Raw genomic sequence first — 22,687 nt, 5'->3', positions numbered from 1 at the left:
AATTTTGAGAGAAAAAGGCATTAAATATATAAATTAATTTTATATTTAAATCGACTTCGCCAATAAATATAAATAATAGCAACGCCAGTTATTATGCTGGCGTTGGCTATTTTATGAGTGATTATTGATAATCACTGACAGGTGCACAAGAGCAATGCAGATTACGATCACCGTAAACATCATCAAGGCGTTTAACCGCAGGCCAATATTTATTGGCTTTGGTTTCCAAGGTTGGGAAAACCGCAGTTTCACGGCTGTAACTATGGCTCCAGTCAGAAACCAGTTCAGCTTGTACGTGAGGCGCGTTAACCAATGGGTTATCTTCTAATGACCACTCACCTTTTGCCACTTTGCCAATTTCAGCACGGATCGCCAGCATAGCATCCACAAAGCGATCAATTTCCACTTTGCTTTCTGATTCCGTGGGTTCCACCATCAGCGTGCCGGCAACCGGGAATGACATGGTTGGCGCATGGAAGCCATAGTCAATCAAGCGCTTGGCAATATCCATCTCACTGATACCAAACTCTTCTTTCAACGGTCGAATATCCAGAATACATTCATGTGCCACATAACCGTTATGACCCGTATACAACACGTCATAATCATTCTTTAAGCGAGCAGCAATATAGTTAGCATTCAAAATCGCCGTCTGGCTTGCCTGCTTCAACCCTTGCGAGCCCATCATACGGATATACATCCAGCTAATCGGCAAAATAGAAGCACTACCAAATGGTGCCGCTGAGACAGCTCTCTGTTCAGTAAGGCCATCCATTTGAACTACCGAGTGTCCCGGTAAGAACGGGGCCAAATGGGCCTTTACGCCAATCGGCCCCATACCTGGGCCACCACCGCCGTGTGGGATACAGAATGTTTTATGCAGGTTGAGGTGCGAAACATCAGCTCCGATAAAACCGGGCGCGGTGATACCAACCTGCGCATTCATATTCGCACCATCAAGGTAAACCTGACCACCATACTGGTGAATGATTTCACACACCTGACGAATAGTTTCTTCATATACGCCGTGGGTCGATGGGTAAGTCACCATGATGCAGGAAAGCTCATTACCTGATTCTTCCGCTTTTTCACGCAGGTCTGCCAGATCAATGTTGCCCTCTTTATCGCAACTCACCACCACAACGGTCATGCCTGCCATATGAGCAGATGCCGGGTTAGTACCATGAGCAGAACTGGGGATCAAACAGATATGACGATGCCCTTCTCCACGACTTTCATGGTAACGGCGAATAGCAAGCAGACCCGCATATTCACCCTGTGCACCGGAGTTTGGTTGCATACAAACGACATCGTAACCTGTCAGTTGCACCAGCCAGTGAGATAATTGGCTGATCATTTGCTGATAACCCTGCGCTTGCTCTGGCGGACAGAATGGGTGTAGTTCATTAAATTCAGGCCAAGAGATCGGCAACATTTCTGCCGCGGCATTAAGTTTCATGGTGCAAGAACCCAATGGGATCATGGCCTGATTCAGTGCCAAATCTCGGCGCTCAAGACGATGCATATAACGCATCATATCCGTTTCGCTGTGATAACGGTTGAAATTTGGATGCAGCAGGATTTCATCACTACGCAACATTGAGGCAGGAATGGAGTGACTTTCCGTCATCAGCTCTTTATCCAGTGCTTCAACATCTAGCTTGTCATCCGTGCCTGTCAGCACAGAGAACAATTTGATCACATCATCACGGCGGGTAGCTTCACTCAATGTGATCCCCACCGCGCCGTAAGTATCGGTACGCAAATTGATTTCAGCTTTCTCTGCCCGGGCCAATACCGCCGCTTTATCAGCAACTTCAACCGTCAGCGTATCAAACCAAGTTTTGTAACGTAGAGTAAACCCAGCTTTCTGTAACCCAACCGCCAGAATGTCAGTCAGACGATGAATACGACCTGCAATGCGTTTCAGCCCCTTCGAACCATGATATACCGCATACATCGCCGCGATATTTGCCAGCAACACCTGAGCCGTACAGATGTTGGAATTCGCTTTCTCACGACGGATATGCTGCTCACGGGTCTGCATTGCCATGCGCAGTGCCGTATTACCTGCCGCATCTCGGGAAACACCGATAATACGTCCCGGCATAGAACGTTTGAATTCATCACGGCTGGCAAAAAATGCGGCGTGGGGACCGCCATATCCCATTGGTACCCCAAAACGCTGAGCTGAACCAAACACCATGTCAGCGCCTTGTTTACCCGGTGCAGTCAGCAGCAGCAACGCCATCAAATCAGCGGCAACACTGACAATGATTTTGCGCTGTTTCAGTTGTGCGATCAGATCCGCATAATCATGAACTTCACCTGTCGTGCCAACCTGTTGTAACAACACACCAAATACACCGTCCAGCTCCAAGACTTTTTCTGCTTTATCCACAATCACATCAAAGCCAAAGGTTTCCGCGCGGGTACGAACAACATCTAATGTTTGAGGATGGATATCATCAGCAACAAAGAAACGGTCAGCATTTTTCAGTTTGCTGATACGTTTTGCCATTGCCATTGCTTCAGCCGCCGCGGTGGCTTCATCCAGCAAAGAAGCAGAAGCAATATCCAACCCCGTCAAATCGATCGTCACTTGTTGGAAATTTAACAGTGATTCAAGGCGACCTTGAGAAACTTCTGGTTGATAAGGTGTATAAGCGGTATACCAGCCAGGATTTTCTAATAAATTACGCAAAATAACTGGCGGAAGCACCGCAGGCGCATACCCCATGCCAATATAGGATTGGTAACGTTTATTTTGGCTGGCAATCGCTTTCAATTCAGCTAGTGCTTGCTGTTCAGTTGCACCGCCACCAACATCGGGCGGCTCTGGCAACGCGATATCACGAGGAACAATTTTCTGTGTTAAATCATTAAGAGAACTTGCCCCCACTGTCGCCAGCATCTCTTTTTGCTGTTCGGCGGAAGAGCCAATATGACGGCGGATAAACTCGCCCTGATTTTCGAGTTGGCTTAATGTCTGGGTCATTTGTGACTAATTCCTGAAGCTGGCCAGAAATGGCATACAAATAAAAACGCCCTGCTCACAATGTGAAACAGGGCGACGGTAAGTATATTATTCTTCTTCGTCCAGAAGTGCCTGATATCCTTCGGCATTCAGCAAACTCGAAAGTTCACTTTTATCAGAGGCTTTAATACGGAACAGCCAGCCTTCATGATAAGGCTCACTGTTAACCAGTTCAGGCGAGTCATTTAGCGCGTCATTAACGGCAATAATTTTACCACTCAGTGGTGCATAGATATCAGAAGCCGCTTTTACTGATTCAACAACCGCACAATCATCACCAAGATTGATTTGATCACCTACTTCCGGCAAATCAACAAAAACCATATCACCGAGCAGCTCCTGTGCATGCTCGGTAATACCTACCGTGTATTCATCATTACCTTCTGCACGAACCCACTCATGTGATTCAACATATTTTAACTCTGCGGGTACATTACTCATTACCATCATCTCCTTCAATCCTAGAATCTACCCCTATTAGGCTATTTTGTGCTCCTGCACCAATTATGCTTACCGGGATAAATGACTATTTACTCATCAAGTTATTATTCGATAAAAATGACTATACGAGAGGTTTGCCCGCCCGTACAAAGCTAGGTTTGACTACCTGAACCGGCATTTCACGATTGCGGATTTGGACAACCGCCTGTTCACCAATTCCTTGCGGCACACGGGCAAGGGCAATACTGAATCCTAATGTTGGAGAGAACGTACCACTGGTAATAACGCCAGAATGTAAGGCGCCCATCTCATCAGTAAAACTAACCGCTAAACCACCGCGTAACACACCCTTTTCTCTCATCACCAAACCAACCAACTGTTCAGTGCCCTCTTCACGCTGTTTTTCTAGCGCTTCACGGCCGATAAACTGGCGATCTTCGGGTTTCCAAGCGATTGTCCAGCCCATGTTAGCCACAAGGGGAGAAATGGTTTCATCCATTTCCTGTCCATAGAGGTTCATACCGGCTTCAAGTCGCAGCGTATCACGCGCACCTAACCCCGCAGGCTTAACGCCGACACTCAGCAATTTTTGCCAGAAATCGGCTGCTTGCTCTTTTGGTAATGCCACTTCATAACCCGCCTCACCGGTATAACCCGTTGTTGCGATAAACAGATCCCCCGCCTGAACACCAAAGAAAGGTTTCATTCCGGCAATAGTCTGTTTTTGTTCATCATTCAATAGAGACTCTACTTTTGCCTGAGCGTCAGGCCCCTGAACCGCAATTAATGCCAGATCATCACGAACCTGAATATCAACCGGGTAACTGGCGACATGTTCATTAATCCAAGCCAGATCTTTCTCACGAGTCGCAGAATTGACCACCAACCGATAAAAATCATTGCTAAGGTAATAAACAATCAGGTCATCAATTACACCACCAGAAGCATTAAGCATCCCGGTGTATAAGGCTTTACCCTTTTCTGTCAGTTTAGCAATGTCATTTGCCAACAAATAACGCAGGAAATCACGGCAACCAGTACCATGCAGATCCACAATCGTCATGTGGGAAACATCAAACATACCAGCATGAGTGCGGACAATGTGATGTTCATCCATTTGTGAACCATAATGCAAAGGCATCATCCAGCCATGAAAATCTACCATACGTGCACCACAAGCCAGATGCTGGTCATACAATGGGGTTTGTTTTGCCATTATTTCCCTCTTTTCATTTCCTACATGAAAACATACCGCGTATTAACCGACAGATACTGTGAATCATGAACAAAAAGCGGCTAAAAAACGCGACGCAAACGATATCTTAAAATGAAAGTTATCACTGAAAACCAAAATGAACCATAAGTAAAAATAGGGTTCAATCCAGTGACCATCAAAAAACGTGTTGTGAGTATGCAGAATTTTCAACTATTAAAATGAGTCATAATACTCAAAATTAACAATTAACTTTAGAAAACACCCATTTTCTGTTACAAGCTAACTGAAATATGAATAAAATCACCTATTCATATTTCAGCAAGGTATGAGAAAAAGTTATCGATAAGCAGAGGCTAAATTAGATTTTTTCAGCCGAACAGAGCCAGTCCGGCAAGTCATTCAATCCCATTGCCTGACGAAGTAATTTAGGTTTAATTCCCGGTAAATTATCTGCCAGAGACAACCCGACATCCCGCAAAAGTTTTTTCGCCGGATTATTGCCATCAAATAATTGACGAAAACCTTGCATCCCGGCCAGCATCACAGCAGCACCATGTTTACGTCGGCGCTCATAACGACGTAAATAAAAGTGCTGACCAATATCTTTTCCCTGACCATGCAAACGACGCAATTCACCTATCAGCTCAGCGACATCCATAAAGCCCAAATTCACGCCTTGGCCTGCCAATGGGTGAATAGTATGGGCGGCATCTCCCAACAAGGCCAGACGATGAGCCGCAAAATTACGGGCATAACGACCCGTCAGTGGAATCGTCAGACGCTCACTCATCAGTTCACATTGACCAAGGCGCAGATCAAAGTCTACCGCCAATTGCTGGTTGAAACGCCTATGATCAAGCTGTTTGTACTGTTCTGCGACTTCACCCGGTAGTGACCAGACGATAGAACATAAATGGGGATCGGCAAGCGGCAAAAACGCCAAAATACCCTCACCATAAAAGACCTGACGAGCAACCCAGCCGTGCGGCTCTTCGGTGCGAATAGTGGCTACCAATGCATGATGTTCATAATCCCAGAATGTGAGAGGGATATCAGCATGTTGACGCAACCATGAATGAGCACCATCAGCACCAACAACTAAACGAGCAGTTAACATGCGACCATCGGATAAAGTCATAAAAGTTTCATTTTCACCCCAAGCAACCTGTTTCAAAGCCGCGGGTGCCAAAATGGTCACGTCAGATAAGCTATCTGCTTTTTTCCATAATGTTTCACGGATAACTCGGTTTTCAATGATATGACCAAGATATTCCAGCCCATATTCAGCCGCACTGAACCGAATACGGCCAAAGCTATCCCGCTCCCAAACCTCAATTTCCTGATAAGGACTGGTGCGCATATCCAAAATATCTTGCCACACACCAAGATGCTGCAATAAGCGCTCACTAGCTGCATTAATCGCAGAAACCCGCAAAGTGTACTCTTCTCCAGCAACAACGGATTGAGTCGGCGGATAGCTCTCCACCACAGCCACTCGCAAGCCACTGCCTTGTAAGCCACAGGCAAGCGCTAAACCAACCATACCGCCACCAGCGATAACCACATCAAATGATTGCATAATATAACGTCCTCTTATTTTGTCTGCTTTATCTGCGGTTATCTTTGGGCGACCCAACCTAGAGTCTGACGGGCCAGTATATCCCGCATAGGTGGGCATTTTTCCATCATCATCAGGCCAAAGTTACGCCCGATTTGTAATGGAAAATAACGATTGGCAAATACCCGTATCAATCCATCGGTAATATCAATGGTGTTTTCCCGATCTAAAACCCGTTGCTGTTGATAGTTAGCCAGAACCTGGTAAGCACCAATATCCTGACCAGCAGCAAAAGCCTCAGAAACAATCTGAGCCAGTGTCATAACATCTCGCATACCAAGATTGAAACCCTGACCCGCAATCGGATGTAATGTCTGTGCAGCATTTCCCACCAGCGCTAATCGGTGGCTAATTTGTTGATTTGCAGTAGATAGTGTCAATGGATAGCAATGACGTTGACCGGTTTCCAATATTTTCCCCAGTCGCCAGCCAAATGCTTGCTGTAACTGCCGAAGAAATTGCTCATTATTCCAACCCGCTATCTCCTTTCTCCGCGCCAACTGATGGCACCATACCAGCGAGCTCCGCCCCTCAGGCATTGGCAGCAAAGCAAGTGGGCCATATTCGGTGAAACGTTCAAATGCCCTACCTCGCGGATGCTCTGAAGTCAGTACATTAGTAATCACGGCAACCTGCTCATAAGCATGCCGCTGCCACTGAATATTACAAGCGTGACCAATGGCAGAATGACTGCCATCTGCTGCTACCAGCAATTCACCTTGCAATCGTTCGCCACTGTCCAAAATGACAGCAACCGATGACAAAGTTCTTTCAACAGCCATAACCTTGGATGGACAATATAGCGTTACACCAGGCGCATTTTTCAGCAATCCGAACAAACCCTGCCCTGCATCATACAATTCAATAACATTACCTAGCGCTGGAATGTTATATTCTTTTGCATAAAGATTCACAAACCCTGCATGACCACGATCACTAACATGAACGTGAGTTATTGGTATCACATAATCTTCCAGAGCAGGCCAAACACCAATCTGTTGTAAACGCTGACAAGTACCGTAAGCCAGCGCTATCGCTCTGGCATCAAAGCCGGGATGTTTCTGCTCCGGCTCTGCTGCTTCAATCAGGGACACATGGATCTGCCCCTTACTCAGGGAAGATATCGCCAGCGCAAGCGTCGCGCCGGTCATGCCTCCACCAACGATAATCACGTTCATTCTTAACTTAACCCTGTTTTGCTTCCGCCATCAGAGCTTCAATCTCATCAGCTTCTTTAGTGACACTGGCTGTCAGGTTTTCATTACCTGTTTCAGTGATCAAAATGTCATCTTCAATACGGATACCGATACCCCGATATTCCATCGGTACATCGGCATCTGGTGCAATATACAGCCCCGGTTCAACCGTCAATACCATTCCTGGTTGCAAAATACGGTCGCGCTCTACGCCATAGTCACCGACATCGTGCACATCCAATCCTAACCAATGACCGAGGCCATGCATAAAGAATTGGCGATAGGCTTTGGTTTCGATTAAATGCTCAACTTCACCGTGCATAATGCCCAGTTTCACCAACTCTTCCACCATAATCCGCACCACATGTTCTGTGACCTTGTTGATGCTGGTACCTGGCTTATACAATTCCAACGAAACATTTAACGTTTTCAGTACGATATCGTAAATTTCACGCTGAGCACGAGTAAACTTGCCATTGACAGGGAAAGTACGGGTGATATCTCCGGCATACCCCAGATATTCACAACCTGCGTCAACCAACACCAAGTCACCCTCTTTCATCCTGCTTTCATTCTCGGTGTAGTGCAGAATACAGCTATTTTCACCGCTCCCAACAATCGTGTTGTAAGCAGGATAGCGAGCCCCTTGATGTGTAAATTCGTGATGAATTTCAGCTTCCAGTTGATACTCAAACATTCCTGGGCGGCAAACTTTCATCGCGCGCCTATGGGCCTGAGCACTGATTTTACCTGCCCGGCGCATAGCCTCAATTTCTGCCTTAGATTTGAACAACCGCATTTCATGTACCCAAGGGCGCCAATCAGTTATCGATAAAGGCGCTGAAAGATTACGGCGACCGCCTTTTCTTAATATATCCAACGCATGAAAGACAATTTCATCTGCGTAGGCAAATTCACCTTGCGCGTGATAAACCACATTCAAACCATTCAGCAACAGGTAAAGCTCTTCTTTGATATCATCAAAAGGCAAAGCGCGATCAATACCCAGTTTTTCCGGTGCCGCTTCTTGCCCAAGACGACGACCAAACCAAATTTCCGCAGTCAAGTCACTCGCTCGATTAAAAAGCACACTATGATTATGCGTATCATCACTCTTAATTAATATCAGCACCGCTTCCGGTTCATTAAACCCAGTCAAATAAAGGAAATCGCTATGCTGACGATAGGGATATTCATTATCTGAATTTCGTGGCGCAGGCGGAGAAGAAAAAATAATCGCTGCGCTGGCCGGAGCCATTTTTGCCAGTAAAGCCTGACGGCGGGATAAATATTCTTGTTTGATCATACCCTCTCCTGCGACTTAGTTAATTATACCCGTTATCTTTCAAGTTGCCTCTTTGTTGGCGGCACTCGTTCACCCCAGTCACATAGTTCGCTATGCTCCCGGGGATTCACTCCCTTGCCGTCGCGATGCATCTTGAAATCCATAGGGTATGTACCCGTTATCTTTCAAGGTACCTCTTTGTTGGCTGCGTTCAATAAACACCAATTAATGCAATGTTGGTTTATCATTTTTGGCGATTAAAACGGTTTTAGGTTCAGTAAAGGCGATATAGCAAAGCTGTGCGGCCACTTGCACATATTCAAGGACCTCTTCCAGTGCTTGGGACAACTCTTCTTGATCATCACCTTCTTCATAACCAAGCAGACCGATATTGCGCAAATCACCAATAATCTCACTAATCTCTTTTCTATCCGCGAACTTCGGTTGAGCAACCCCTAATCCCAGCAAAAAATGGTTAACCCATCCAGCTAATGCATCTGCTCGTTCAAATACATTATCTTCCTCATCTGGCAGCAATAAACCGAATGCAAAATTACTGTCATCCAATGATTCGAATGTGATTTCACGTAATTCACGCAATTTTTGGGCTAATGGATGAGAAAAAGCTAACCCATCATTCGCTAAGTCATGAACTAAGACCTGCCAACTACTGTCGCGATTACCGCCGCACAGCAGGCCGCTAATCAACCCATGCATCTCCGCTGCCGTCAGTGCCACTGACTGTTGATGCAATGTTTCGTCAAAAGATTGATAATCTGGTAATGAATTCTGTATAGACATGTGTATTGGTCATCGTTGACGGTGTAAGTTCATGCTATGCTACCACCAAGGGGAGTCGCTATACCAGACAACAACCTTAGGTAATCGTGAGTTGTCTGTCGGTATGGCGTTATAATGATTGGCGCCGGTTTCAATTCTTCTATAATTCAGAATTAAAACCGGGACGCAGCAATAAGTCAGGAAGGGGTCATGTCTGCACAACCAGTAGATATCCACATTTTTGGGCGGTCACTACGTGTCAATTGTCCATCAGAGCAAAAAGAAGCATTGCTGGCTGCGGCTGTGGAACTTGAGCAACGTTTAGACGATTTAAAAGAGCGCACCAGAGTAACCAATACTGAACAACTGATTTTTATTGTAGCACTGAATATCTGTCACGAATTGGCACAAGAAAAAGTGAAAACCCGTGACTATGCCTATAATATGGAACAGAAAATAAAGATGCTTCAACAGACTATAGAACAAGCATTAGTGGAACAAGGTCGCATCACTGAGAGTACTATTTCATCAAATGAATGAATTCTATTGATAAATCATGCATTAGTGAGTGAATCATTCGAGAATTAGTTGCTTTCTGTGTTTAGTTTCATACAATAGGTGTCATAAAGTTGCTTACAAGCGCTGAATAAATTTCTCTGAGATGTTCGTTAACGGGGAAAGTCCCCTGAGCCGATATTTCATACATTATAGAATGTGGTGCTCCGTAGTCTGGTGTGCATGCTCGGTCCAGCCGAGAAGCCTTAAAGCTGCGACGCTGCGTTCACCTTGAACCAAGGGTTCAAGGGTTACTACCTGTAACGGCATCTTGGAGAATCTCAACCTTAATCGCTGCTGCTATCCACTGGCAAGTTCTATGCAATCAGAGCGCCTATTATCACTCAGACAAAGCATTAGAAAGAAAATACGCCAACAACGCCGTGAACTCACTTCTGAACAACAATCTCTTTTTGCAAGACAGGCTGCTGAGCGAGCAATCAACCACCCCAAAATTCACCAAGCCAACAAAATCGCGCTATTCCTTTCGTTTGATGGTGAACTCGATACCCGTCCACTGATTAACCAACTCTGGCAACAAAATAAACAGATCTATCTGCCGGTATTGCACCCTTTCCGTCATCACCATCTGCTATTTTTAAACTATCAACCCAATAGTCGGCTTGTCAGAAATCGCTTCAATATAGAAGAGCCACCGCTGAATGTTGAGCAGGTTTTACCGTTATCAGAGCTGGATATCATGATGATCCCGCTGGTTGCTTTTGACCGCACAGGACAACGGCTTGGCATGGGTGGTGGCTTTTACGATCGTACATTGAGGCAATGGCAACAAAAAAATTTCTACCCGATAGGTCTGGCGCATAACTGTCAGTTAGTCGATACACTGCCCATAGCCGAATGGGATATCCCATTACCCGAAATCATCACACCTGAAAAAATCTGGCAATGGCAGTAAAAAATGGGTGCCTTACACAAAGCACCCATTTTTGACATATCAAAATACTCAGTAAAGCAGACGAGAACGGATAGTACCCGGCAATGCTTTCAGTTTCTGAAATACCATTTCAGCTTGAGCCGGATTTTCAGTCACAATATCAATCACCACATAACCCATGTCCCCACTGGTACGCAGATACTGAGCGGCAATATTGATATCCTGTTCAGCAAACACCTGGTTAATACTGTTCAATATACCCGGGCGATTTTCATGAATATGTAGAAACCGGTTGGTATCATCAGCATGAACAGGAAGAGACACTTCTGGGAAGTTTACTGCTGATAAGGTAGAACCATTATCAGAGTATTTCGCTAACTTTCCTGCGACTTCATAACCAATGTTTTCCTGCGCTTCTTGGGTAGAACCACCAATATGTGGGGTCAGCAACACGTTATCAAATTTACGTAACGGTGACTCAAATGGATCATTATTGGTTGCCGGTTCAACAGGGAACACATCCACAGCCGCCCCTGACAGATGTTCACTTTCCAATGCATCACATAATGCCGGGATATCCACCACCGTTCCGCGTGAAGCATTAATCAGGATAGAACCCGGTTTCATCAGGGTCAGTTCAGTTGTACCAATCATATTTTTAGTTGATGGCGTTTCTGGTACATGCAAACTAACCACATCACTCATATTCAGTAATTCTGACAAGTGACGTACCTGATGAGCGTTACCTAACGGCAATTTGTTTTCAATATCGTAAAAGTAGACATCCATACCAATATTTTCAGCCAGAATACCAAGCTGAGTGCCAATATGACCGTAACCGATAATGCCCAGTTTTTTACCACGAACTTCATAGCAGCCTTTAGCCTGCTTATCCCACACGCCACGATGAGCTTTCGCATTCGCCAAAGGGATACGACGCAGCAATAACAACAGCTCACCAAGGACCATTTCAGCAACAGAACGGGTATTAGAAAATGGCGCATTAAAGACAGGGATACCACGTTTTGCAGCCGCTTTCAGATCAACCTGATTGGTACCAATGCAAAAACAGCCTACAGCAACCAATTTTTCGGCCGCCTGAAAAATGTCTTCGGTCAGTTGTGTGCGGGAACGGATACCAACAAAATGGGTATCACGAATTGCCTCTTTTAACTCTTTGGGATCTAATGCTCCCTTATGATATTCGATATTGCTATAACCGGCTGCTCGTAGATTTTCTACCGTGCTCTGATGTACACCTTCTAATAGCAAAAATTTAATCTTATCTTTTTCCAGAGATACCTTAACCATTTATCCTGCCTATTGTTACGCTTCGTTACATTTAAGATTCATTCTCTCAACATAACAAAAAAACGAACACAGCAATATAAACGATTGCTATTCCCATCACATAAGTCTTAATAAAGTAGTTATTATGAGGAATAAAATGATCTGAAAAAGAACAAAATTAGGATTTAGATCAAATAACAATCAGAGATATGAAATATATCACTAAATTCTCCACCTATTCTAAAAGTGAAAAAATTTTTAAGGGCGAAAAATTCCGCCCCTGTAAATAATATTATTGAGTGATGGTTTCCACTCCATCAAGTGTTCCCATCAATACAATATCCGCACCACGGTTAGCAAATAGGCCCACAGTCACCACACCTGAGATACGATTAATTTTATTCTCTAACTCAGCAGGATCGAGTATGGCTAGATTATGCACATCAAGAATCACATTGCCGTTATCAGTCACAACATTCTGACGATATTTTGGTACTCCCCCCAATTTAACCAACTCACGAGCAACATAAGCCCGAGCCATTGGAATCACCTCAACCGGCAGAGGGAATTTACCCAATACCTCAACTTTTTTAGAAGCATCAACAATACAAACGAATTTTTTTGCTATTGCAGCAATGATTTTTTCACGCGTCAATGCAGCACCACCGCCTTTAATCATCTGCATATTGCCATTGATTTCATCCGCGCCATCAACGTAGATATCAAGGGAATCGACTTCATTACAATCGAATACAGGAATCCCCAAACTTTTTAACTTCTCAGTAGAAGCCTCAGAGCTGGATACTGCCCCTTCAATCTGATCTTTAATGGAACCGAGGGCATCAATAAAGTGTGAAGCCGTTGAGCCTGTCCCCACACCCACAACTGTTCCTGGTGTAACAAATTCGAGTGCTGCCCAACCTACTGCTTTTTTTAGTTCGTCCTGAGTCATATCAATTCATTGCCTATTATCAGTTACAAGGAAAGCCTGTCGACTAGTATAAACCTTGCTAGTATAAACCTTGATAGCAACAAAGAAACCGCAATTATACCCGTTATCTTTCAAGTTGCCTCTTTGTTGGCTACACTCGCTCACCCCAGTCACATCGTTATCCATGCTCCCGGGGATTCGCTCCCTTGCCGTCGCGATGCGTCTTGAAATCCATTAGGTATAAGTTGAGTGAGATGAATCATGGAAAATTAAGACTAAATAATGTGAAAAACCCGCCATACTAGCGGGCTACAAAAAGAGTGATGTCTATGCAGCCTCTTTGTTACGACGACGACCTTGCTTTTCTTGACTTGGTGCCTGTGCATGATCTTCTAAAACCGGACCTACTTTCATGAGAAAATCTAAGGTCTCTCCAGCTTTTTTATAAGTTTGAATAGTATCGAACATCGGTTCTTTTTGTGTTCTCATAGCAACACCTCTAAAACAACTTCACATTACTGAACTGATTTAGTCATACAGGACAAAAAATTCCCGACAAAATCTCTCTGTTATGGCCATGCAACAAATTTAGTAAGATTTCACCTTCAACAAATCTAAATGAACAAAATAATTATCCCACCTAGTCTACCAAGATACTATACCCGTTATCTTTCAAGTTGCCTCTTTGTTGGCTGCACTCGCTCACCCCGGTCATCGTTACCTATGCTCCCGGGGATTCACTCCCTTGCCGTCGCGATCCATCTTGAAATCCATAAGGTATATAACACGCATATAAATGCAGAGATGTCAAAGAACTAACGCCTTAGACCTACTCTTCAACTTTGCCGTTAATGTCTTAATATCACATGACATGACATACCCACAACGCTCTAGCTCAAAACCAAACGAGCGATAGTAAGCTATTTTATCCTTAACGGGTTCATGAATCCTGACGTCTTCACCATCAGCCACATTCATGAAAATCAAAGTTGCATACAGAGTATACAAAAGCATCTTTCTATGCAACGGATGATTTTCCATATCCTTCACAAAATTTTCCAATACATGGATGTTAAAACTTTTATCGTTCAAATCATATGTCGATAAAGCGACTCCAGCCGGAGCAGATTCAATTTGGAGATTTTCCCTTGATACGACAAATTTTATGCATAAGCTGAAGCAGTCATGTCGATTACCGACTTCTGTAATATAATATTCCCAGTTAAGCTCACCATACGCTTTTGTTAGCATGTTTGCATCGCTGTCAGAGATAGGACCAACCGCCAAATCTATTCCTCTCTGATCCATATATAACTGCAAAGTATTATACGTTAATTGTGCAACATGTTTCAGTGACAGCATAAAAAGCAACCTTACTTATATTGTTATTAAATAGCCAAAAATAACGATTTTTTAACAACTTTATTGAAAGACTACACTTAAGCGAAACATGCAAACCACCTTTAGCTCGATCAAAAATTCATCATTAAGCTATCAAAAACAGCTTCACCCAGTGCTTTCTCCTGAGCATATCGCCTATTCAACCACGTCAACAAACTCAACCTTCAAAAATGGAACCCCCTTCCCAAAGGCGACCAACCAACAAAAATTTATCCAAATTGGGTATAACATGCTTGATTTCTGAAAAGTAGGATTTTACGGCCCACCAGATAAATTGCCTCATACATCAGAAAAATATGGCATAGTGATATTCAGAAAAATAAATGGAGAATCTTTCTATAATGAAACGCCCTGACTACCGAACACTACAAGCCCTGGATGCAGTGATCCGAGAACGCGGCTTCGAGCGCGCTGCCCAGAAACTCTGTATCACTCAATCCGCAGTTTCTCAACGTATCAAACAGTTGGAAAATCTGTTCGGTCAGCCTCTATTGGTACGCACCGTTCCTCCACGCCCTACCGAACAAGGACAAAAACTACTGGCACTATTGCATCAGGTAGAGTTGTTGGAAGAACAATGGCTAGGCAATGAACAGGGGACCGATACTCCATTGCTGCTTTCATTAGCCGTCAACGCTGACAGCTTAGCAACCTGGCTGTTACCAGCTCTACATCCGGTACTCGCTGATTTACCTATCCGACTCAATATTCAAGTTGAAGATGAAACTCGGACTCAAGAACAGCTAAGAAGAGGTGAAGTCGTTGGCGCAGTCAGTATTCAACCACAGCCTTTACCCAGTTGTCTGATTGATAAACTAGGCGCACTGGATTATCTGTTTGTCGCCTCACCAGAATTTGCGACCCGCCATTTCCCAAATGGGGTTACCCGTTCGGCGTTACTAAAAGCCCCAGCAGTTGCATTCGACCATCTGGATGATATGCATCAGGCATTTTTACAACAGAACTTCGAATTATCACCGGGTAGCGTTCCATGTCATATCGTCAACTCATCTGAAGCCTTTGTACAACTGGCAAAACAGGGTTCCACTTGTTGTATGATCCCACATTTGCAGATTGATCAAGAATTGAAAAATGGTGAACTGATCGACCTGACACCGGGTTTATGTCAGCGCCGGATGCTCTACTGGCATCGTTTTGCACCGGAAAGCAGGACTATGAAAAAAGTGACTGACGCCCTGTTGAAACTTGGGCGTCAGATGTTAAGACAAGATGATATTAATTAAGGTTTGAGCTCAAAAACCACATCAACCTGATCGCTGAAGTTGATGCTATCCTGCTGGTAAGTTTCACCCACTCCAGCAGCAGCACCTCCCGACATCATCACATCAGTATTGCGATACTTCATGTGATCAATCACCTCTGGTGCTCGGTAATTGATACTGTATATCGAGCCAACTTTGCTATTAAAGCCTTTCGCCAAGGCACCAGCTTGTTCAATTGCATTCTCAATCGCTTTCTGGCGGGCTTCATCACGATATTTTTGCGGATTGTCCACACCAAACTGAACAGATACGATTTCATTCAAACCCGCTTTTAATGCACCATCTAGCAGATCATTAAGTTGATCTAACTTACGAACCTTCACCTCCACTGAACGGATCGCACGATAGCCTTTCAGCACCGATTTGCCCGATACATTATCGTACTCATAATCAGGCTGAGTACGCAAATTCGCAGCATCAATATCTTTCTTTTCAATACCGTGATTTTTCAGAAAATCAAAATACTTAGCAACCAGTTCATCAACCTGCTTTTTAGCCCCAGAAGCATCTTTAGCCGCAATATTGACGTTAATCAGCAATGTTGCTATATCCGGTTCTGCTTTCACTACCGCATTACCAGAAGTAATAACATGAGGGACTCCGGGTAAATCAGCAGCCTGTGCAGCAAGTGGCACCCCGGCACTTAACATGGCGGCCAACCCCAATGATTTTAATTTCACACAACCTCCGAAGAAAACCTGTTACAGAAAATGTTCATCCCACGGAAAAACCGAAATATACATGGGATGAATAAAACACTAACACAGAGAGTGTATGCAAAGAAGTGTTCAGCTTAATCAGAAATTAGCAATCCCTGCTTAGCAAGTTGCCATGCGATATACCACATTATGATACAAATAAACCCATTAATAATCCGTTGAGAAAGCGGCTTACTTAGCACAGGGGAAAACCATGCAGCCAGCAATGACAGAGAAAAAAACCAACTAACAGAAGCACTTGCCGCCCCAAAAGTAAACCAAGGCCTGAGGTCTGAAGATAACTGACCACCAATACTACCCAGAACAACAATGGTATCTAAATAAACATGCGGATTTAACCAAGTGACCGCAAAGATGATCGCAACTACCCGCCAACGGTTTTTTACTGAATTATTTACCTGCGCCAATTCAACATTGGCAAACAAAACCACACGTAAGGCCCCCCATCCATACCAGAATAAAAAAGCAACACCTCCCCAGGTGACAAATTGCAAGAGTAAAGTTGACTGACTAAGTAATGCACTACCACCAAATACACCGACACCAATCAGAAAACCATCACTGATCGCGCACAAAGTTGCGCTCATCAAATGAAATTGTCTCCTGCTACCTTGCTGCATGACAAAGGCATTTTGTGGGCCAAGAGGCAAAATCATTGCTGCGCTAAGAAAAAAACCCTGCACAAATGTCGATAACATAAAAAAACTCCTCAATAATTATTCACTTTGCTATTTCAATGTTCAGAATATTAAGAAGAATAGCTCATTAGAGGAAATAAATGTTTCTAATCGATCATAAGAAATTTTAATAACCAACCAAAAATCAGATTCTTACAGGAAAATCATTTTATTAATTCAAAAAAATCAAGCTAATACCCATTCAAAACATTAATAAACCCTTAATTCTGTAAAAATTAAAAGAAATAAATTATCGATTGAATTATATTAGCAATCATTATTACTGGCGGCACTCACTATCATAAATAACTATTTTTTCCGAAGCAATGCTGAAAAGATACTAAACCAATCTAAAACAATTTAATATCATATTAATACAGAAATCAAATATTACCAATATCGAATCTTGCCATAAACCTCTTAATGATAACCACATAAAAAAATAACCTGTTACGATAAATTGCAAACACTTAACCGCTTACTTTATAAAATGAGACAACCATAAAAAAACCATGGATTATTGGAATTTATTCGCAACATTAACTACTCTTTAATTACTGACTATCAAGCCAATAGAAAATGGGGTTGCATATGAACGTATCTACAAAAAATCATGATGCTAAATTATCCCCTCCGGGGGAGAATAGTAAAAATAAAGATAATAGAGAGATTAATGATAACAGAGATAAATCAGAATACGAAAATTATCCTGAGCTTTCTCAATGGACCTTTAGATTCTAAACACTAACAATTTAACTTAAACAACGGCATTGGTAGTCAGTACCTATACCTAAAATTAATCCCATTAACGCTATTTTATTTATCATTTTACATTCTCAATACTGATGTACTGTATATGCGTATTAATAACTTTACACAGTTTGAATAAAAACCATCTACAAAAATAACACTTAAAAGAGAGGTTAAGATGAACGAAAAAATAGAAGTAAGAAATATAGATGTAAATAGCGATATGAGTACTAATTACACTAAAAAAAGACCTAAAATCCCTCAGGAACTATACGCATATGAAGATATAAAGAAAATTCCAATCCAAGATATCCTTTCTGATGAGGAAATAGAAATTTATGAAAATGAAATGCAGAAAAAAATAAAAGCAAAACCGTTGGGATCTAACAAACTTGTTGTTGTTACCAAAGCGACCAGATTATGCAATCTAAGATGTTCCTACTGCCATTCATGGGCTGAAGGGAAAAATAATACCATGAGTTTTAGCAGTTTAGTTGCTATGACGAAAAGGATCCTCGATATTCCTGATTTAATTAGAATTGAATTTGTATGGCATGGCGGTGAAGTTACAAGATTAAGACCTGAATTTTTCATAAAATTCATTTGGTTACAACAACATATTAAGAGAGATAACCAATTCGTTACCAATGCGATACAAACAAATGCTGTGAATATCAGTGAAAAATGGATAGCATTGATAAAAAGATTGAATATTAGTGTTGGAATAAGTCTTGATGGTCACCCCGAAATTAATGATAGCAGAAGAGTTGATCTAAAAGGCGTTGGTACTTCGAAAAGAATAGAAAAAACAATACAAACATTTAGAAATAACAATATTAAATATGGAGGGCTAGTTGTCGTTGATCGGCTTATTCTTGAAGCAAATAAAAGAGAACTATTAAGCTATTTTGCAAGAATAAACCTCAATGATCTTGTTTTTCTGGATATCGTTCCAGATAACAGGTTGCTTCCAGGAGAGTCTCCAGGTGACAGTTATGTCAATTACTTCGAATACATGGACTTTCTCTCGGAACTATTTCTAATTTGGTGGAAGGAATATAAAGACACAATTAACATTCCTTTATTTAACTCATTTGTTGGTGTTTTGAAAGGTGCTAGTAATGTTCTGATGTCATGTTATTGGTCAGAAAAATGCCATCAAGAAGTTGTTACAATTGAGCCAAATGCAACCGTATCTGCATGTGATAAATACGTCGGAAGCGAAAATTTTTACTATGGTTCATTGCTAGATAATGATTTAAAAACATTGTTAGAGAATTCTATACATTATGAAAAATCAGAAAAAGAAGAAATCACTAATAATAACAACATGAAAAATTGCCAGTGGTTTCATTTATGTCACGGTGGATGCCCACAAACGAGAGTAAGTAACAGGAAACATAATAAAATGTACTCAGATATATTAGCATGTTGCGGAACTGACAAGCTACTTAATACAATTTCTGGAGTTTTATGATGGGAAATAACAATAAAAACACTAACTTTAATAAAACTGAAATGAATAAATTCACTTTTGTAGAATCAAAATTGAGCAATGAAGAAATCGTTGATATACATGATATAATGGTGAACTCAGGAGAATTAAGACCTATTGAATACCTTAAGTTATGCCAGAGTGAGATTAAAGAATCAAAGAGAATAGTTATACTATGTAGTCATAATACAGAGTTTGTCGGTATGGCACATATTCTCTTAATATCTGAACGCACATCATTTAATGACCAGGGAATTATTGAACTCCATGACCTTTGGGTTAATCCAAAGTGGAGGAGAAATGGCATAGCACTTCCTCTCTCTCGCAAATTAGAAGAAATTTGTTATCAACGACTTAACGTAAAAAATGTTGGCTTGGCGATACAACTCTATAAAAACAATGAATATATTTTGCGATTTTATATGAAAATTGGGTATAAACCCATTGATTTGCAAATAGATGGTTCTAATACAGTATTATGGATGACAAAAGAAATAGAACCTTTTTAAACGACTGGTATTTAACTATCAATATCAGAGTCTATCCCAATAGGCGTAATTATTGCAAACAATGGCAAATAAAACAGCCTAATGGGATAGGTTATTAGTCTCTCTATTTAACTCAACAATATCATCATACCGAGATATACCCGTTATCTTTCAAGTTGCCTCTTTGTTGGCTGCGCTCACTCACCCCGGTCACATAGTTGTCTATGCTCCCGGGGATTCGCTCCCTTACCGTCGCGATCCATCTTGAAATCCATAGGGTATAAAACAACCAGATGGTTGTTAAAAATAAGGGATTATTTCGCAGTAACTCAATCCGGTCTGAACGATCACAAAATCAATAAATCACCAACCGGACTGAATTCTGCCAATAATAACGCCAACATCGATACCTTAATATATGCGAAGAGGATCGTGATGATAATCAAACTTTAATCGCTCACCCTATTCTGCGACACAGCTTGGTTCTGATGCAAATAAACATCCATTTGCGGATAAGGAATACTGATATTGTGTTTATCCAATGTGCGTTTAAAGTCCTCCATCAAATCCCAATAAACCTCCCAAGCATCACCATTGGTGGTCCATACACGCACAATAAAATTCAGTGAAGAGGGAGCCATTTCATGCAAACGAATCGTCACGCCTTTTTCATGCTGAATACGATTGTCTGCGGCAATAACATTGCCTAATACTTTTTTAACTTCGTCAATATCCGCATTATACGCCACACCGACCATAATCTGGGTTCGACGATTCGGTTCACGGCTGGTATTAATAACATTATCTGCAATAATTTTCCCATTCGGGATCACGATAATTCTGTCATCTGCTGTACGCAATGTAGTAGAGAAAATCTGCACTTGAACAACAGTGCCTTCAACCGCGCCCAGAATAACATATTCACCCGCACGGATTGGACGAAAAGCCACTAACAATACCCCTGCGGCAAAATTGGACAAAGAACCTTGTAAAGCTAAACCAACAGCTAAACCAGCCGCACCAATAACCGCAATGACAGAAGCCGTCTGAACACCTAATTTGCCCAAAACTGCAATAATAGTGAACGCAATAATCAAATAACGAACAACAGCAGCCAGGAAATCTGATACCGTTACATCAATGCCACGCAATGACATAACTCTTTTTACACCCTTACTAATGAGTTTCGCCGCCATCAATCCCAGAACAAGAATGAGAATAGCAGCAACAGCATTGACCAGATATTGAATAATTAAATCCTGATGATTAATAAGCCAACTTGTAGCTTCATTAATGCCACCAGACAGATTGATATCTTCCATTTAAAACCACCTTGATTCTTTAACTATTTAACCTACCATTGAGTAAAATTACTCGATGACTATCCTTCATAGCAACCATATAACAGTAAGAAAAAAACCTATCGTGCCAGAGAATTATTTTTGTCTATATACAGCCTCTCACCAATCGTACTTTTGCAAAATAAAATCCCGATAATCGGCCAACATATCAATAAAATCCTTGGTACCGCAAAAAGCCAGGCTCTCCTTATCGTAATAACTCATGCCCTCCTCCATCGAATCAGTTTCAAACTCAAGCTGATTGGCACGAACCATAACTTCTTCGTCATCCATTAACAGCGTATATTCATGACCTACAAGTTGCCATTGACGTTCACTACCTTTAATTTCGGCCAACGCTGAGGCAATCTTATCTATCACCGCCAAATCACCTTTAACTTCTTCATTCAGCCACTGACCAATAGCTTCGTGATCCATCGAGAACCGGCTAGTCACCAGTCCAGTGACATCCAGCAAAAATTCGTATTCCATCATTACCTCTGGTGCGTTCTTTCCATTTTAATATCTCCTGGCAATTCCGCCTCAAAATCAGCCCACAAACTGCCAAGAAGTGGGAGATTAAAGCCTCTATGCTGACACAACGGCATGGTTTTCACCGGGATAACCGAAATATACACCCCCAAGTTATTCTTGAGGTTTGTGTCCGCGATGGCTTTCATCGGAGGAGAGTCCAGCCTCAGTGCAAATATAGGCAAATACACTATAATTAATAATATCTCAGAGAAACAAAAACAGCAAAATCGAATACACATCCACTAATTGATGAGATATATTCAAGGATCTTGTAATAGAACAATTTATTTTCTATCTTGTCAGCAAAAACAAAAACACCTTTCAGGAGCCATTATGATACGCCATATTCTTTTGTTAAAATTCACATCCGAGATAAAACAACAACAATTAACGACGATAAGAGATACCGCTATTTCCATGCAGCATCAGATCAAAGGCATTTCTTCTATCGAGTGGGGAAGTCATGTAAGTAGTGAAAACAAAAAAAAGGTTTTACACATGCTATCACCATGACATTTGATGATCATAAAGCTATTGCAAACTATTTGCCTCACCCAGCGCATGATAAATTAAAAGATCTCCTTATAGATTCGGTCGCTGATATCATCGTCTTTGATTATGAAGTGTAATTTTCATTTATGGTAAATAACCATCTGCTAATCAATGTTCAACATAATGAATATTGTCGGCACGTCTAAGAATAATTAGGTACGCCGATTATTGGTAGAAATAAAATTACGCATCTTTTCATGGGGA

The 22,687-nt window shown here is 42.0% G+C and carries 25 protein-coding genes and 1 other RNA gene; 9 read left to right on the top strand and 17 right to left on the bottom strand.

The features are described from left to right. Positions 1-121 precede the first annotated feature (121 nt). From gcvP to AACQ38_RS14990, 7 genes are all read right to left on the bottom strand, one after another. Positions 122-2,998 carry an aminomethyl-transferring glycine dehydrogenase gene (gcvP, locus tag AACQ38_RS15020; RefSeq protein WP_165578480.1) on the bottom strand — a complete coding sequence of 959 codons (2,877 nt, stop codon included), beginning with the start codon at positions 2,996-2,998 and terminating at the stop codon, positions 122-124. A gap of 87 nt (positions 2,999-3,085) precedes the next feature. Further along, positions 3,086-3,478: a glycine cleavage system protein GcvH gene (gene gcvH / locus AACQ38_RS15015; RefSeq protein ID WP_165578479.1), complete on the bottom strand. Its 393-nt coding sequence runs from the start codon at positions 3,476-3,478 to the stop codon at positions 3,086-3,088. 121 nt (positions 3,479-3,599) lie between these two features. Then, positions 3,600-4,694 (bottom strand): glycine cleavage system aminomethyltransferase GcvT, encoded by a 1,095-nt coding sequence (gene gcvT, locus AACQ38_RS15010; protein ID WP_109791763.1) that lies wholly within the window; start codon positions 4,692-4,694, stop codon positions 3,600-3,602. 358 nt (positions 4,695-5,052) lie between these two features. Then, positions 5,053-6,273, bottom strand: a complete 1,221-nt coding sequence (gene ubiI / locus AACQ38_RS15005; protein WP_165578491.1) for an FAD-dependent 2-octaprenylphenol hydroxylase — start codon at positions 6,271-6,273, stop codon at positions 5,053-5,055. 38 nt (positions 6,274-6,311) lie between these two features. Then, positions 6,312-7,490, bottom strand: coding sequence for a 2-octaprenyl-6-methoxyphenyl hydroxylase (gene ubiH, locus AACQ38_RS15000; protein ID WP_165578478.1), 1,179 nt, complete (start codon positions 7,488-7,490; stop codon positions 6,312-6,314). A 7-nt stretch (positions 7,491-7,497) separates the two neighbouring features. Further along, positions 7,498-8,814, bottom strand: coding sequence for a Xaa-Pro aminopeptidase (pepP, locus tag AACQ38_RS14995; RefSeq protein WP_011147768.1), 1,317 nt, complete (start codon positions 8,812-8,814; stop codon positions 7,498-7,500). A gap of 204 nt (positions 8,815-9,018) precedes the next feature. Next, positions 9,019-9,594: a YecA/YgfB family protein gene (locus tag AACQ38_RS14990; protein WP_011147769.1), complete on the bottom strand. Its 576-nt coding sequence runs from the start codon at positions 9,592-9,594 to the stop codon at positions 9,019-9,021. A 189-nt stretch (positions 9,595-9,783) separates the two neighbouring features. Here AACQ38_RS14990 and zapA point away from each other — a divergent pair, with 189 nt between their 5' ends. From zapA to AACQ38_RS14975, 3 genes are all read left to right on the top strand, one after another. After that, entirely contained in the window at positions 9,784-10,113 is a 330-nt protein-coding gene (zapA, locus tag AACQ38_RS14985) for a cell division protein ZapA (RefSeq protein ID WP_011147770.1), read from the top strand. Between the two features lie 110 nt (positions 10,114-10,223). Then, positions 10,224-10,410: non-coding RNA, 6S RNA (gene ssrS, locus AACQ38_RS14980), on the top strand. Between the two features lie 37 nt (positions 10,411-10,447). After that, the gene (locus AACQ38_RS14975; protein WP_165578477.1) at positions 10,448-11,044 is read left to right on the top strand and encodes a 5-formyltetrahydrofolate cyclo-ligase; all 597 of its coding nucleotides are present in this window, start codon (positions 10,448-10,450) and stop codon (positions 11,042-11,044) included. Positions 11,045-11,092: 48 nt separating this feature from the next. Here the strand turns inward: AACQ38_RS14975 and serA are convergent, their stop codons facing one another. The 5 genes from serA to AACQ38_RS14950 form a co-directional block, all read right to left on the bottom strand. After that, positions 11,093-12,334 (bottom strand): phosphoglycerate dehydrogenase, encoded by a 1,242-nt coding sequence (gene serA, locus AACQ38_RS14970; RefSeq protein WP_165578476.1) that lies wholly within the window; start codon positions 12,332-12,334, stop codon positions 11,093-11,095. A gap of 271 nt (positions 12,335-12,605) precedes the next feature. Beyond that, complete coding sequence (gene rpiA / locus AACQ38_RS14965; RefSeq protein WP_011147773.1) at positions 12,606-13,265, bottom strand: ribose-5-phosphate isomerase RpiA; 660 nt, start codon at positions 13,263-13,265, stop codon at positions 12,606-12,608. Positions 13,266-13,271: 6 nt separating this feature from the next. Next, positions 13,272-13,418, bottom strand: a complete 147-nt coding sequence (locus AACQ38_RS14960; RefSeq protein ID WP_165578475.1) for a hypothetical protein — start codon at positions 13,416-13,418, stop codon at positions 13,272-13,274. Between the two features lie 153 nt (positions 13,419-13,571). Further along, entirely contained in the window at positions 13,572-13,733 is a 162-nt protein-coding gene (locus AACQ38_RS14955; protein WP_011147774.1) for a hypothetical protein, read from the bottom strand. Between the two features lie 318 nt (positions 13,734-14,051). Beyond that, entirely contained in the window at positions 14,052-14,606 is a 555-nt protein-coding gene (locus AACQ38_RS14950) for a hypothetical protein (RefSeq protein ID WP_011147775.1), read from the bottom strand. Between the two features lie 380 nt (positions 14,607-14,986). On the opposite strand from AACQ38_RS14950, the gene AACQ38_RS14945 reads away from it, so the two are divergent. After that, complete coding sequence (locus tag AACQ38_RS14945) at positions 14,987-15,889, top strand: LysR family transcriptional regulator ArgP (protein ID WP_011147777.1); 903 nt, start codon at positions 14,987-14,989, stop codon at positions 15,887-15,889. Here the strand turns inward: AACQ38_RS14945 and AACQ38_RS14940 are convergent. Further along, positions 15,886-16,608 (bottom strand): oxidative stress defense protein, encoded by a 723-nt coding sequence (locus AACQ38_RS14940; RefSeq protein ID WP_011147778.1) that lies wholly within the window; start codon positions 16,606-16,608, stop codon positions 15,886-15,888. The genes AACQ38_RS14945 and AACQ38_RS14940 overlap by 4 nt on opposite strands. 113 nt (positions 16,609-16,721) lie before the next feature. Continuing rightward, complete coding sequence (gene argO / locus AACQ38_RS14935) at positions 16,722-17,345, bottom strand: arginine exporter ArgO (protein ID WP_011147779.1); 624 nt, start codon at positions 17,343-17,345, stop codon at positions 16,722-16,724. Between the two features lie 570 nt (positions 17,346-17,915). Between argO and AACQ38_RS14930 the strand changes: the two genes are divergently transcribed. The 3 genes from AACQ38_RS14930 to AACQ38_RS14920 all read left to right on the top strand — a co-directional run bounded on the left by AACQ38_RS14930 (position 17,916) and on the right by AACQ38_RS14920 (position 20,078). Then, positions 17,916-18,065 (top strand): hypothetical protein, encoded by a 150-nt coding sequence (locus AACQ38_RS14930; RefSeq protein WP_157852141.1) that lies wholly within the window; start codon positions 17,916-17,918, stop codon positions 18,063-18,065. A 187-nt stretch (positions 18,066-18,252) separates the two neighbouring features. Continuing rightward, entirely contained in the window at positions 18,253-19,551 is a 1,299-nt protein-coding gene (gene darE, locus AACQ38_RS14925) for a darobactin maturation radical SAM/SPASM protein DarE (protein ID WP_165578474.1), read from the top strand. Then, a complete protein-coding gene (locus tag AACQ38_RS14920; RefSeq protein WP_242685598.1) occupies positions 19,551-20,078 on the top strand; it encodes a GNAT family N-acetyltransferase in 528 nt (175 codons plus the stop codon). Before darE ends, AACQ38_RS14920 begins: the two co-directional genes overlap by 1 nt. Positions 20,079-20,202: 124 nt before the next feature. On the opposite strand, the gene AACQ38_RS14915 is transcribed toward AACQ38_RS14920, so the two are convergent. From AACQ38_RS14915 to AACQ38_RS14905, 3 genes are all read right to left on the bottom strand, one after another. Continuing rightward, on the bottom strand, positions 20,203-20,346 hold the full coding sequence (locus tag AACQ38_RS14915) for a hypothetical protein (protein WP_165578472.1): 144 nt from the start codon (positions 20,344-20,346) through the stop codon (positions 20,203-20,205). A 160-nt stretch (positions 20,347-20,506) separates the two neighbouring features. Then, the gene (gene mscS / locus AACQ38_RS14910; protein WP_165578471.1) at positions 20,507-21,379 is read right to left on the bottom strand and encodes a small-conductance mechanosensitive channel MscS; all 873 of its coding nucleotides are present in this window, start codon (positions 21,377-21,379) and stop codon (positions 20,507-20,509) included. 138 nt (positions 21,380-21,517) lie between these two features. After that, the gene (locus AACQ38_RS14905) at positions 21,518-21,889 is read right to left on the bottom strand and encodes a YacL family protein (RefSeq protein WP_011147783.1); all 372 of its coding nucleotides are present in this window, start codon (positions 21,887-21,889) and stop codon (positions 21,518-21,520) included. Between the two features lie 375 nt (positions 21,890-22,264). On the opposite strand from AACQ38_RS14905, the gene AACQ38_RS14900 reads away from it, so the two are divergent. Both AACQ38_RS14900 and AACQ38_RS24125 read left to right on the top strand, forming a co-directional pair. Then, positions 22,265-22,444 (top strand): Dabb family protein, encoded by a 180-nt coding sequence (locus tag AACQ38_RS14900; protein WP_011147785.1) that lies wholly within the window; start codon positions 22,265-22,267, stop codon positions 22,442-22,444. Further along, on the top strand, positions 22,441-22,560 hold the full coding sequence (locus AACQ38_RS24125; RefSeq protein ID WP_082302924.1) for a Dabb family protein: 120 nt from the start codon (positions 22,441-22,443) through the stop codon (positions 22,558-22,560). The genes AACQ38_RS14900 and AACQ38_RS24125 overlap by 4 nt, the downstream gene beginning before the upstream one ends. The last annotated feature ends 127 nt before the right edge of the window (positions 22,561-22,687 follow it).

The organism is Photorhabdus sp. RW14-46, from assembly GCF_963887965.1.
Taxonomy (GTDB): Bacteria; Pseudomonadota; Gammaproteobacteria; order Enterobacterales; family Enterobacteriaceae; genus Photorhabdus; species Photorhabdus laumondii.
The sequence above is the reverse complement of the archived record's forward strand: the minus strand, read 5'-3'. Positions and strand labels throughout refer to the sequence as shown.